The organism is Bilophila sp. 4_1_30 (assembly GCF_000224655.1).
In the GTDB taxonomy this organism is placed as follows: domain Bacteria; phylum Desulfobacterota; class Desulfovibrionia; order Desulfovibrionales; family Desulfovibrionaceae; genus Bilophila; species Bilophila wadsworthia.
Genome location: NZ_JH114233.1, coordinates 895,270 through 907,515, shown reverse-complemented (window position 1 = coordinate 907,515; position 12,246 = coordinate 895,270). Strand labels below are relative to the sequence as shown.

The window sequence follows — 12,246 nt, the reverse complement described above, 5'->3', positions numbered from 1 at the left end:
ACGCGTCTCCCGGGCCGCTTGTAATGCTTAAGGAGTTTCGTATGGGGAGCTATCTTTTTCGTCGCCTGCTCAACCTCATCCCCATCCTTATTGGGATTTCGTTTCTGTCTTTCGTGCTGATCAATCTGAGCCCCAGCGACCCGGCGGAAGTGGCCGTGCGTGTCAATGAAGTCACTCCCACGGAAGAGGTGCTCGCCGAAACCCGTGCGAAACTCGGCTTGGATAAACCTTTTTTGACGCGTTATGTGGTTTGGCTGAACAACTCCTTGCATGGGGATTTCGGCAATCGTTATGTGGACGACAAACCTGTGCTTGGTGAAATCCAAAAGGCGCTGCCCGCGACCCTCGTTCTTGCCGGAGCGGCTCTGTGCCTGACGCTGGTGTGCAGTCTCTCCGCCGGGATCGTCTGTGCGTTGTATGAAGGAACCTTTCTCGACCGGCTCATCCGTGGCGGTGTCTTTCTTGGTACGGCCATGCCCAGTTTCTGGGCCGGGCTTCTCCTTATGTGGCTGTTTGCCGTCAAATTTGATCTCGTTCCGACGAGCGGGATGGACGGTCCCAGCTCCGTCCTTTTACCCGCGGTCACGTTGTCCCTTGCATATATCGCCACCTATACGCGGCTTATCCGTGCCAACATGATTCAGAATAAGCAGGAAAACTACATTCTCTACGCACGGGTACGCGGTTTGCCCGAGCGCTCGATCACCCGCCATATGCTCAAGAATTCGCTTCAGGCTTCGCTGACCGCACTGGGTATGTCGTTGCCGAAGCTTATAGCCGGAACCTTTGTCGTGGAAAGCATTTTCGCATGGCCCGGCATCGGAAGGCTTTGCGTGACGGCGATCTTCAACCGTGATTTTCCCGTCATCCAGGCTTATGTGCTGATCATGGCGGTTCTTTTTGTAGTCAGTAACGTATTGGTGGATATCCTGAGCGCTGCCATCGATCCCCGGCTGAGAAAGGAATTCTAGCATGTCCCCGTGGATTCGCCTGAAAAGAGACAGCCTGGCGCTGGCCTGCATGGGGTTTCTGGGGGTTGTTCTTGTATTGGGCCTCCTCGCTCCCATACTTCCCTTGTCCGACCCGACGCTTGTCGACGTCAGGGACAAGTTCGCGCCGTGGAGCTGGCATCATCCCTTTGGGACGGATCAGCTTGGGCGCGACGTCCTTTCGCGTCTTGTCTATGGCATACGCGCGACGGTGTTTCTGTCCTTGCTCACTATGGCCATAACCTCCGCGTTAGGGGCGTGCGTCGGCCTTGTTTCCGGGTTTTTCCGCAACCGTATCGACGACGTGCTTATGCGCATATGCGACGTAATGATGTCCTTCCCCAGCGAGGTCATGATCCTCGCCATTGTGGGCATGATGGGCCCAGGCCTGGAAAACGTGGTCATCGCCAACGTGGTGGCCAAGTGGCCGTGGTATGCGCGTATGGTCCGTTCCATCGTCCGGCAATATTCCGACAAGGACTATATCCGGTTTGCCAAGGTCGCCGGCGGATCATCCATCAGGATCATGATGCGGCATCTGTTGCCCGGCACAGCCGGCGAACTCTTTGTCCTGACGACGCTGGATACGGGAAGCGTGATCCTGATGATTTCAGCATTGTCTTTCCTCGGGTTGGGCGTGCAGCCCCCCACCCCGGAGTGGGGCATGATGCTCAATGAGGCGAAGGAGGTCATGACCATGTATCCGTTGCAGATGATCCCGGCGGGCATGGCCATACTGTTGGTTGTGGCGGCATTCAATTTTTTAGGCGACAGCCTGCGTGACGCCTTTGATCCCAAACACGCGGGCAGGGAACGTTCATGAGTTTACTTGAAGTGCGGGGTTTGACTGTCCGAGACGCCCTTACCGGGGCGCTGATCGTACGGGATGTGCATTTTTGCCTTGAACCGGGAACCTGCCTTGGCGTCGTTGGGGAAAGCGGCAGCGGCAAATCGCTGACGTGCCTGGCGCTGTTGGGACTGGCGCCTCCTTCCTTGCGGGTTTCCGGCAGTGTCCGTTTCGGCGGCATCGACCTCTTGCAGGCAGGACGGGAAACCGTGCGCGGCATCCGCGGCAAGCGAATCGCCATGATAGTCCAGCAACCGATGACGGCGTTCGATCCTCTTTACTCCATGGGGGCGCAGCTTCTTGAAACACTCCGGGCGACGACATCGGCTTTTTCGGAAAAAGAGAGCAGGGGACGCATCATTGAGGCTCTGGAGATGATGCACATCCACAATCCGTTGGATATGCTCAAGAAATATCCGTACCAGCTTTCCGGAGGCATGTTGCAGCGGTGTATGATCGCGGTGGCGCTGCTTCAGCGGCCCGATATCATCATTGCCGATGAGCCCACAACGGCGCTGGACTCCATGAACCAGCGGGAGGTTGTGGCACAATTCCATTGGATCCGGGAACGGTTCGGGACCAGCCTGATTTTGGTTTCCCATGATCTTGGCGTAGTCCGCCAGCTCGCGCAGGAAGTCTTGGTCATGAAGGACGGCGTCGGCGTCGAATACGGCGGAGCGGAGCTTTTCTCCGCTCCACGGCATCCCTATACGCGTTATCTCGTGGACACGAGAGCCTCGTTGTCCAAAGCCTTCGAGAGGGTGATGCAATGTCGGTAGCACATCGGGAAACGCCGTTGCTTGAGGTCCGCAATGTCTCCAAAAGCTATCCGGTATCGGGAGGCTTTTGGAGGAAAAAACGGCAGCCGGTCCTCAGAGACGTGAACCTCACACTGCCCGAGGGCTCTTCCGTAGGGCTCATCGGTGAAAGCGGCGAGGGGAAAAGCACGCTCGGAAGGCTGATCCTTGGTTTGGAACAGCCGGACAGTGGGCAGGTATTCTTGGAAGGCCGCCCTGTTCATGTATGGAGCAAGGAACATCCTGGGCAAATGAGCGTTGTGTTCCAGGACTATACATCCTCCGCCAACCCGAGATTCTCTGTGGAGGAACTCATCAGAGAGCCGTTGGATATCTTGCGGCTGGACGCGTCATGCGCAATCCCGGAACTGCTTGAGCGGGTCGGGCTCCCGAAGGCGCTGCGGAACCGTTATCCCCACGAGCTGAGCGGGGGGCAGCTCCAGCGGGTGTGCATCGCGCGAGCCATAGCGACCAGGCCCCGATTCATCGTATTCGATGAGGCCATCAGCTCGCTTGACGTGTCCGTACAGGCGCAAGTGCTGGAACTGCTGTTGGAGCTGAAGGGGGACATGACCTACCTGTTCATTGCCCATGATGTCCAGGCCGTCACCTACTTATGTGATCATATTATGTTTCTTCATGAGGGGACCATCGTGGAATCCTTGGAGAGGGAGCACCTGGCAAGGGCATCCAGCGGATATGCACAACGGCTTCTTCAATCCGTTATCCCCTTTAACCCTGACGCTTGCGTCGCAACAGTATAAGGCTCCGCCATGCATTCCTCCTGCCAGGCGCTCGACGGGCGCATCGAACGGTTGCGTCCCCCGCCCTGAATGGGACATGCGGACATTGGACGAAACAGGGTTCACCGATATCTGCTGCGATACCCGGATAAGCGACAGGATTTATACGGAAGTCGACGAGACATTCAATCCTGTCCCCATGTTCCGGCTGACGGCGGGCAAGCCCGGCTAGAACGTTTTATCATGTATTTCTTCTGATATTCCGCCCAATAGGGCCGTTTTCCTTCCGGGCAAGCTTATCCCGGGCTCTCGTCGTGCGCACTGTGCTTGGGGGGAGAGCCCATCGTATAACCTTTGACGCTAGAGAGGTGATGATGAAACGTGCAATGATGTTGTTCCTTGCGGCAGGCCTTCTTTTAAGTATGACGAGCGGTGCACGGGCGGCTGACGTGAATATTAAGGGGCAATGGCAAAACGGTTTTTCCTGGGCTGATCGCAACCCCCTCAAATCCGCGAATGCTTCTGTTGATAGATTCAAGGCTTCCACGCGGTTACGCACGCAGATCGATATCGTGGCTTCCGATTCGCTCAAGGGCGTCGTCTTTTTTGAAGTGGGCCATCAAAACTGGGGAACAAATGATGCCGCCCTCGGAACGGACGGTAAGGTCGTCAAAGTACGTTATAGTTATGTCGACTGGATTATCCCGGAGACGGACGCAAAAGTCCGCATGGGCCTTCAGCCCTTCGACATCGCGACATTTGCGGTACCGTACGCGGCATTCACGACCGACGGTGCCGGGATCTCGCTTTCCGGAAATTTCACTGAAAACGTGGGGGCCACGCTTTTTTGGGTTCGTGCGTACAATAACGATGAACGTACTGTTTCCCTATATGGCAAGGACAACACGTTGCTGTATACATACAACAGCCACGATGCGATGGATGTCATCGGGCTGGCGGTTCCGGTGCAGTTCGATGGCATCAGGATGAACCCCTTCGGAATGTACAGCGCGATCGGCAAAGACACCCGTTTCGGTGCCGGTGCGAACAACAAGACCGGAGTCGCCAGCGGATTGCTCCCCGTTGGCACCGGGAAGGTTGTCGCCGACTCCAAAGACAATCACGGCAACGCATGGTGGGGCGGCCTTTCCGCTGAAATGACGTTGTTCAGCCCGCTCAGAGTCGCCGTAGATGGTGTTTACGGAAAGGTGGACATGGGGAAAACGGGCAATCAAGATCTGAAGCGCGCGGGCTGGTATGCCGCCCTGGCCGCTGAATGCAAAACGGATTTTGTCACACCCGGCCTTACGTTCTGGTACGCTTCCGGTGATGACGCGAACGCGCTTGACGGTTCCGAACGTATGCCCGTCATCGATACTGACGTGGCGTTGACCTCTTTCGGATATGACGGCGGGATGTATAACCGTTCCAGCACGTTTAACGGAACGGATATCAGCGGCAGCTGGGGGATCATGGCTGAGCTGAAGGATATTTCCTTCATTGAAGCCTTGAGTCACGCATTCCGCGTCGCGATGGTTAAAGGCACGAACAATACGGAAATGGTACGCGGCGGGGTGGTCGCTCATGGCGCAATGGCCACTGTCGGCAATAATATGTACCTCACCACCAAAGACAAACTGTGGGAAGTCAATTTTGATTCCCAATACAAGCTGTATGAGGGGCTTACCCTCGCCTTTGAGCTTGGGTATATCTATCTCGACGCCGATAAGGAACTCTGGAATAACTTGTACAAGGAAAACAACTTCCAGGCAGCTTTTAGCGTAAACTACAAGTTCTAGCTCCGACCTTCCTGAAATGAAAAGGTATGCATGGGTACAGGGTACCGTGCATACCTTTTCAGACAAGAAATGTTCAGACGAAGAATATGCGTCTTATTCGTTTGGTGCGCTGCGTTTGGCGCGGACAGCCTGACGGAGCCAATCATACCATTCTTCAAGCCCGTCACCCGTGCGGCAGGATATTTTGAAGACGGGGAGAGCGGCATTAAGATGGCGGGCATGTCGCGCGGCGGTTTCCATGTCAAAATCCAGATAGGGGAGCAGGTCGATTTTATTCAGGATCATGGCACTGGCACGGTTGAAGAGGAACGGGTACTTTTCGGGCTTATCGTCGCCTTCGGGGAGGCTGAGGAGGGCGATCTTGGCATCTTCGCCACAATCGAATTCCACTGGGCAGACAAGGTTTCCCACGTTTTCAATGAACAGGATATCGATTTCGTTCAGGTTGAGCGCCCCCAGCGCCTCCATGACAAGATTGCTGTCGAGATGACATCCGCCTTCCGTGTTGATCTGCACAGCCTGAGCTCCGGTGGCGGCTACTCGTTGGGCGTCGTTGTCCGTTTGGAGATCGCCCTCGATAACGGCCATGTGGAACTCGGGGGAAAGATCCGCAAGCGTCCGTTCGAGCAGGGAAGTCTTTCCCGCGCCGGGGGAACTGATGAGGTTCAAGGCAAGAATGCCGTGCCTGGCGAAACATTCCTTCAGACGTGCCGACAGTTTTTCGTTGGCCTCAAGAACGTTGCGAATAACTGGTATTTCCATGAGATAACTCCTTTATTCCACTTCCATGCTCTGGATATAGAGTTCCCGTCCCGCTTCTATGGAGTGCCCTTGTTCTTCTCCACAGAAAGGGCACGGTGCCGAAAAACGTTTCTGCCGAGCGGGGGATTTCTTCGGTTTGCAACACAGCCCCTTCCCAATCCGTCCCTGCCGTAAGAGCGCTCGAACGCGACGGACAGTGCTTCCGGAACGATGTTCGCCAGAGCGCCGTACCGTACGCGTACTTGCAACAGACGGTGTCGAGCGTGCCGTTCCATCTCCTCGCGAATGATGGATAACAAGCTTGTAATAAGAGACATTTCGTGCATAAGAAAACTTTATGTGGTTTCCCTGAACAGGTTTCGCAATTACTGGGGAAACGGCGGCCTTGAGTATGTGTAAAACAGGGGCTCCGGCGTGTACGCTGAAACGGGGCGAAGGGGCTTCCGTGCCCACCGGGTGGAATCGTATGGTATCTTTGTTTTTTGCAGAAGAACCCAGATGGTATGTCCGTCCCCCCGTAACAGTCCCGGCCTCATCGGGGGCCAATGAAGCGTATTTTATCTAACTGGATTCACTGCCTATTTTTTGATTGAGAGTCATGACGCGTTTCATGGGCCGGTTCGCAGGCGGCAAGGGCATCGGGGAATGGTGTTAGTACCCGTTTGAGTACGCCCTGCGTGAAGGAAATGGCGACGCCGTAGTTCGTCATGGGGATGCCTCTGCTTTGAGCGGAGCGCAGGCGGCCGAGCATTTGCCGCCGCGTGAGTGTACACCCGCCGCAATGGACGATGAGATCGTATGATCCGGGACAGTCCGTGAGGGATTTGCCCGCACACATGTCAAAGCGCAGCTCTCCGCCCGCATACTGCTGGAGCAGGCGGGGAATCTTGATCCTCCCTATGTCGTCCTGTTGCGGGTGGTGGGAACAGGCCTCCATCATGAGCACGCTGTCGCCGGGCTTGAGGTTCCCAATGGCGGCGGCCCCGGCGGCGAGGAGCGGCAGGTCTCCCTTGAGGCGGGCCATCAGGATCGAGAAGGTCGTCAAAGGGACGGACTGCGGCGTCTCCAGCGCCACGCGGCGCACCACCTGCGAATCGCAGACCACCAGAGCCGGCGGTTCCTTCAGGCAGGCGAAGGCCGCCCCGAGTTCTCCTTCCGTCACCACAAGGCATAACTTGCGCCCATCAAGGGCATCCCGGATGGTTTGCACTTGCGGCAAAATGAGTCGGCCCTTCGGCGCGCCGGAATCGATGGGGACGACGAGGATGACGACGCCCTTCTCGGGAAGCAGATCCGCCACTAGCTGTGCTTCGTGAAGCGATTCGTCAGGCGACAGCCGAACCAGTTCGCGGCGGATCGTTTCGAGGCCTTCGCCCGTTTTCGCGGAAGCGCGCACCATGGGGAGGCCCCTCATGGCATCGGGTAGGCGATCCTTGGATGCAACGGACGACTCCGTTTTGTTCATGACCACAAGGAACGGAATTGCCTGCTCCCTGAGCCTGTTCACGATGGTTTCTTCGTAGTGACCCCAGACGTTTTCCGCCGTCACCACCAAAGCCATGTCCGTTCGAGGCAATACGGCAAGCGTGCGTTCCGTGCGCTGTGTCCCGAGTTCGCCCTCATCGTCCAATCCCGCCGTATCCAGAAAAACGACTGGCCCCAGCGGGGCGAATTCCAACGTTTTTTCCACCGGATCCGTGGTCGTTCCCGGCGTATCGGATACGATGGACACGGATTGTGCGGCCAACGCGTTGAGCAGCGATGATTTACCCACATTCCGCCGACCGAAAAGGCCGATGTGCAACCTGAGGCCTTTAGGCGCATCCAGCATGTCACCCCTCCCTGTGTAGCGAATGGGTGCGCCCCGCCGATTCGATGACCTGACGGGCCTCATCCATACTGACTCGATGTTTGTTGTCATAAATACAGTAGTCTTCCCGGTGGGCCGCCGGCGTGAAACCGGGCATGAGCACATTGCCGCCGGCGAGCAGGCCCTCCCGTTGCCCTGAAACGGGATCAAGCGACGCCAGAGCCGTTGTCGCGGGGAGATTGGACCACGGCAGAGCGATGCGCAGTACGGCCATGACCCGCAAGGCCAGCTCAACCGATCCCTGCGGTTCGTTGCCCAAAGGCGTATCGGCCTGAGGGATGAACGGCCCGGCCCCGCACATGTCCACATGAAGTTCCCGCGCCAGCAGGATATCGTCCGCCAGTGTCTCGGGACGTTGGCCGGGAACGCCCACAATGAACCCCGAACCGATTTCATAGCCGGCCCGCCGCAGGCGTTGCAGCGCATCCACCCGTTGCGTGAGCGTGTATCCGGGATGCAGGGCAGCGTACAGGGATGCATCCGCCGTTTCATGCTTCAGAAGGAAGCGGGATGCGCCCGCCTCCTTCCACAGCGCATAAGAAGCAGTGGGCTGCTCTCCGACACTCAGAGTAACGGCCACGGGGAACCGTGTGCGGAGAGCATCCACCACATGGGCGATACGTTGCGGATCGCCGTGGACCTCGCCGGATTGCAGGACGAGAGTGTCCACGCCGAAAGCCACGGCCCGTTCCGCCGCTTCGACAATTTGGGCCTCGTCAAGACGGTAACGTTTCAGGGACGGATTCGCCGAACGCAGGCCGCAGTATCGGCAGTTCCGTTCGCAACGGTTCGAGAATTCGATCAGGCCCCGGACAAAGACATGCTCTCCCTTTTCCCGGGCCCGCACCTCGTCGGCGCGCTCACGCAGAGCCTCGTACGGCGTTTCGAAAAGCAGTTTCAGGATATCGTTCCGTTGCATACCCTTTCTCCTGCCTTCAATCCGTCGTTCAACAGCCGTTCCTGCGGGAAAGGCGATCGGCAAAGCATCCGGCGCATGGGTTACATACCGCTTTTGGCGAAGGATTCCACCGCCTTGGTGACCTTTATCTTGTCTCCGATCACTCCGGCCCCGCCGACGCATCCCCCTTCACAGGCCATGACTTCAACGAGATTGCCGGGACAGTCCTTGGTTGCGTAGCTCTTGAGTTTGCGTAGCCCGGCGAGGGAAAGTCCGTTGACATACAGGGGGGTGACTTCGACGTCGTTTCCGACCGCCTTCTTGACCGCGGCGGCGACACCGCCGGAAATGGCATATCCCCGGCCATCGCCCGACGCGCCATCACCGAGCGAGTGTTCCGCGCAGGAGGATACGTCGATGTTTTTGGCTTCAAGGAGCGCACCGACTTCCTCAAATGTCAGCACGTAGTCCACAATGGGGTCGTACAGCGCCTCGCGGCGTTTTGCGACGCACGGTCCGATGAATACCGTCGTCGTGCTGGGGAAACGTTCTTTCGCTATCTCGGCGCAGTAGTGCATTGGGGTGCTCGTCGAGGAGACGAATGGGGCCATTTCCGGCAAGTGCAGGCGTACGGCCTCCACATAACCGGGACAGCAGGATGTGGTCATGAAGCGTTCACCGTGTTTCATCCGCTCCACAAATTCGGCGGCTTCTCTTTTGGTGGTGACGTCCGCACCGGAAGCCACTTCGAGGACCTCGGAGAAACCGAGCTCCCGCAGAGCCTCAACCACGCGCTTCAGGTTGCCGGGAAACTGCCCCACAATGGCGGGGGCCATCATGGCGGTAAGATGCTTGCCCGCTTTCATGGCGGAAAGGACGTCCACGATCTCGCTGCGCTCAATGACCGTGCCGAACGGACAGGCCCGCATACAGCGCCCGCAGCTGATGCATTTTGTGATGTCGATCTCGGCGCGGCCGTTTTCGCCCTTGTGAATGGCCTTTACCGGGCAGGCATCCTCACAGGGCACGGACAGGCGGACGATGGCCTGATAGGGGCAGGCGTCGTGGCACATGCCGCAGTTGCGGCATTTTTCGGGATCAATATAGGAACGTCCCTTGATGTGCTGGATGGCACCGAAATGACAGGACCCTATGCAGGGATGGGCAATACAGTTCTGACACGCGTCGGTCACATAGTACCGTGCGGGAATGCATCCCTGACAGGCCGTATCGCATACGGTCAGGATTGGGGCCGAGGGCTGTTCCCGTTCCAGCGCCTTTTCAGCATACACGGACAGAGGCGTGGAGTCGTCTTCCTCATCTTCAAGCCGGAATCCGAGCGCGGCCATGACCCGAAAGCGCAATATGGCGCGATCCTTATAGATACAGCATCGGCTTGGTTTCGTATTTTTGGGACGCATGACAAAGGGGATGCGTTCCACGCTTTTGCCGAAATCCGCATCGTGGAGAAAGGACTCGGCGACCCGTCTGAGCACTTCACGACGCAATACGTTGATATGGTTCCGTTCCACCATGAATTTCATTCCCTGACGGGACGGCTCCCGGCGCAGGGATTGCCCACTCCGGAAATCGTCCGCGCTGTTCATTGTAAGAAGGTTCTCAACAGTAGACGTCCCTGCGGCCGTCCCGCACCTTGGCGAGCAGGTTTTCGGAAACCTTGCGGATCCTGCCGTCCATACCGTCCAACGCCGCCGCAATGGCGCGCTCCCCGGCTTCCCGCGCTTCGGGTGTGCCGTAGTCGAGAAGATACTCCTCAAAGGTGGACAGAGCGTTGGGCGCGCATTTTTCCTTGATGAGGCCCGGTTTCGCCAGGTCCATGAAATCTTTGCCGGTACGCCCGAGACGATAACAGCCGGTGCAGAAAGAGGGAATGAATTTGTGCTGTCCGAGATCGGCAATCACTTCCGCGAGGGAGCGGTGATCGCCAAGCTGAAATTGTGCCGCCTCGAACTGGCTGGATTCCTGATAGCCACCCGGATTGGTACGGCTGCCCGCCGAAATCTGGGAAACGCCGAGTTCCAGCGTCCGCTGCCGGATAGCCGGGTTTTCCCGAGTGGACATGATAATGCCCGTGTACGGCACGGCAAGGCGCAATATGGCGACAAGCTTGAGAAAATCCTGATCGTCCAAGGCGTACGGCGGCCGGGAGGCCAAATCCGACCCGATGGCCGGTTCGATGCGCGGCACGCTGATGGTATGACAGCCGACCCCAAACCGCTCCTCAAGATGCGCGATGTGGGCCATGAGCGCCAACGTCTCGAAACGCCAGTCATATAGCCCGTAGAGCAGCCCTATGCCCACGTCGTCGATGCCCGCCTGCATGGCACGGTCGAACGACGATGCCCGCCAGTCAAGGTCCTTTTTGGGCCCGGCAAGGTGAACCCTGCCGTAGGTCGGCCGATGGTAGGTTTCCTGAAAAAGCTGGAACGTACCGATGTTCCGTTCCTTCAGTCGGCGGAAATCCTCTACGGACAGGGGGGCGAGGTTCACGTTCACCCGGCGAATGCGGCTGCCGTTCTCTTCCGCACCGTAAATCGCATCAATGGATTCCAGTACATAATCAATGCCGCTTCCGGGATACGCCTCGCCAGCCACCATGAGTACGCGCTTATGCCCCTGCCGCAGCAGAATTTTTGTTTCCTGCCTGATCTCATCCGGATTCAATGCCCGGCGGATCACCTCTTTATTGGATCGTCGGAATGCGCAGTACAGGCACTCATTGGAACAGAGATTGGAAATGTACAGAGGAGCAAAAAGGACAATCCGGTTTCCGTAGATCTCTTCCTTCACGGATTTGGCCGTATGAAACAGTTCGTCCAGTAAATCCTGTGAGTGAACGGTCATGAGGACGGCCACGTCCTCAAGCGAAAGCCCCGACAATGAACGGGCTTTATTCAGTACGTCCCGGACATGCTGCCGATCTTCCGCCTGATGTTTTTCCAAGAGCCCTTCAAGTGCAGACTCGTGGAGCCAAACCGCCTTCGTATCCGCCGCATGTTCCATTTCTGTTTCCTCCGGCGGCAGACCGTGCCGTCGACGTTCAGTTATACGGTTATCGCTGGATAAGCATGAAGAAAAGCCCAGATAGGCCTGTTGGCCGATAGTACGAAAACGAATCCTTTCTTGGGTGAAAGGCTATTCATAAGGATATGTGCCGGCCGCGAACTCTTTTTCGAAGCGTGGATTCGGAAACTCGCCTTTTGCCTGGAGTTCCTTCATCTTTGCGGACTCGTCAAACCACTTGGTATGGAGAAGCTGTTCCGATTTGTGCCCGAGCGGCTTTCCAAGATAGTTGGCATAGAGTTCGCGGACCTGCTGGTTATCTTGGGACGCTCGCCGGGGAAACTTCGAATCCGCGCCATAGACGCCGCTCAGCCTGTCGCTCATGGATTGAGAAAGTTCCCGGGTTGCCGCGATTGCCTTACTGTTACACGGATGCCTATGAGAACTCCACCCGTTATGGCACAGACGACCTTCAAGAAACCACGTCTGCCAATCTGATGAACGGACATCCTTCCTC

11 protein-coding genes and 2 pseudogenes are annotated in these 12,246 nt (G+C 57.2%); 6 read left to right on the top strand and 7 right to left on the bottom strand.

Annotated features, from left to right (window positions below):
- Positions 1 to 41 precede the first annotated feature (41 nt).
- The 6 genes from opp1B (at position 42) to HMPREF0178_RS15830 (ending at position 5,175) form a co-directional block, all read left to right on the top strand.
- Entirely contained in the window at positions 42 to 971 is a 930-nt protein-coding gene (gene opp1B, locus HMPREF0178_RS15850; protein WP_009380783.1) for a nickel/cobalt ABC transporter permease, read from the top strand.
- A gap of 1 nt (position 972) precedes the next feature.
- Complete coding sequence (gene opp1C, locus HMPREF0178_RS15845) at positions 973 to 1,812, top strand: nickel/cobalt ABC transporter permease (RefSeq protein WP_009380781.1); 840 nt, start codon at positions 973 to 975, stop codon at positions 1,810 to 1,812.
- A complete protein-coding gene (locus tag HMPREF0178_RS15840; RefSeq protein ID WP_009380779.1) occupies positions 1,809 to 2,615 on the top strand; it encodes an ABC transporter ATP-binding protein in 807 nt (268 codons plus the stop codon). The genes opp1C and HMPREF0178_RS15840 overlap by 4 nt, the downstream gene beginning before the upstream one ends.
- Positions 2,606 to 3,397, top strand: coding sequence for an ABC transporter ATP-binding protein (locus tag HMPREF0178_RS15835; RefSeq protein ID WP_009380777.1), 792 nt, complete (start codon positions 2,606 to 2,608; stop codon positions 3,395 to 3,397). The genes HMPREF0178_RS15840 and HMPREF0178_RS15835 overlap by 10 nt, the downstream gene beginning before the upstream one ends.
- A gap of 76 nt (positions 3,398 to 3,473) precedes the next feature.
- Positions 3,474 to 3,608 (top strand): hypothetical protein, encoded by a 135-nt coding sequence (locus HMPREF0178_RS22855; RefSeq protein ID WP_255344676.1) that lies wholly within the window; start codon positions 3,474 to 3,476, stop codon positions 3,606 to 3,608.
- A 142-nt stretch (positions 3,609 to 3,750) separates the two neighbouring features.
- Complete coding sequence (locus HMPREF0178_RS15830) at positions 3,751 to 5,175, top strand: outer membrane homotrimeric porin (RefSeq protein WP_009380775.1); 1,425 nt, start codon at positions 3,751 to 3,753, stop codon at positions 5,173 to 5,175.
- Positions 5,176 to 5,268: 93 nt separating this feature from the next.
- On the opposite strand, the gene hypB is transcribed toward HMPREF0178_RS15830, so the two are convergent.
- The 7 genes and pseudogenes from hypB to HMPREF0178_RS15800 all read right to left on the bottom strand — a co-directional run bounded on the left by hypB (position 5,269) and on the right by HMPREF0178_RS15800 (position 12,238).
- Positions 5,269 to 5,937 carry a hydrogenase nickel incorporation protein HypB gene (gene hypB / locus HMPREF0178_RS15825; RefSeq protein WP_009380773.1) on the bottom strand — a complete coding sequence of 223 codons (669 nt, stop codon included), beginning with the start codon at positions 5,935 to 5,937 and terminating at the stop codon, positions 5,269 to 5,271.
- Positions 5,938 to 5,949: 12 nt separating this feature from the next.
- Positions 5,950 to 6,263 (bottom strand): annotated as a pseudogene (locus HMPREF0178_RS21130) (hydrogenase maturation nickel metallochaperone HypA).
- 245 nt (positions 6,264 to 6,508) lie between these two features.
- Positions 6,509 to 7,768 carry a [FeFe] hydrogenase H-cluster maturation GTPase HydF gene (hydF, locus tag HMPREF0178_RS15820; protein ID WP_009380771.1) on the bottom strand — a complete coding sequence of 420 codons (1,260 nt, stop codon included), beginning with the start codon at positions 7,766 to 7,768 and terminating at the stop codon, positions 6,509 to 6,511.
- A 1-nt stretch (position 7,769) separates the two neighbouring features.
- Entirely contained in the window at positions 7,770 to 8,726 is a 957-nt protein-coding gene (hydE, locus tag HMPREF0178_RS15815) for a [FeFe] hydrogenase H-cluster radical SAM maturase HydE (protein WP_009380769.1), read from the bottom strand.
- A gap of 80 nt (positions 8,727 to 8,806) precedes the next feature.
- Positions 8,807 to 10,240 carry a 4Fe-4S dicluster domain-containing protein gene (locus HMPREF0178_RS15810; protein WP_039959161.1) on the bottom strand — a complete coding sequence of 478 codons (1,434 nt, stop codon included), beginning with the start codon at positions 10,238 to 10,240 and terminating at the stop codon, positions 8,807 to 8,809.
- An 85-nt stretch (positions 10,241 to 10,325) separates the two neighbouring features.
- A complete protein-coding gene (hydG, locus tag HMPREF0178_RS15805; protein WP_009380767.1) occupies positions 10,326 to 11,729 on the bottom strand; it encodes a [FeFe] hydrogenase H-cluster radical SAM maturase HydG in 1,404 nt (467 codons plus the stop codon).
- 132 nt (positions 11,730 to 11,861) lie between these two features.
- Positions 11,862 to 12,238, bottom strand: a pseudogene (locus HMPREF0178_RS15800) (iron hydrogenase small subunit).
- Positions 12,239 to 12,246: the final 8 nt, after the last annotated feature.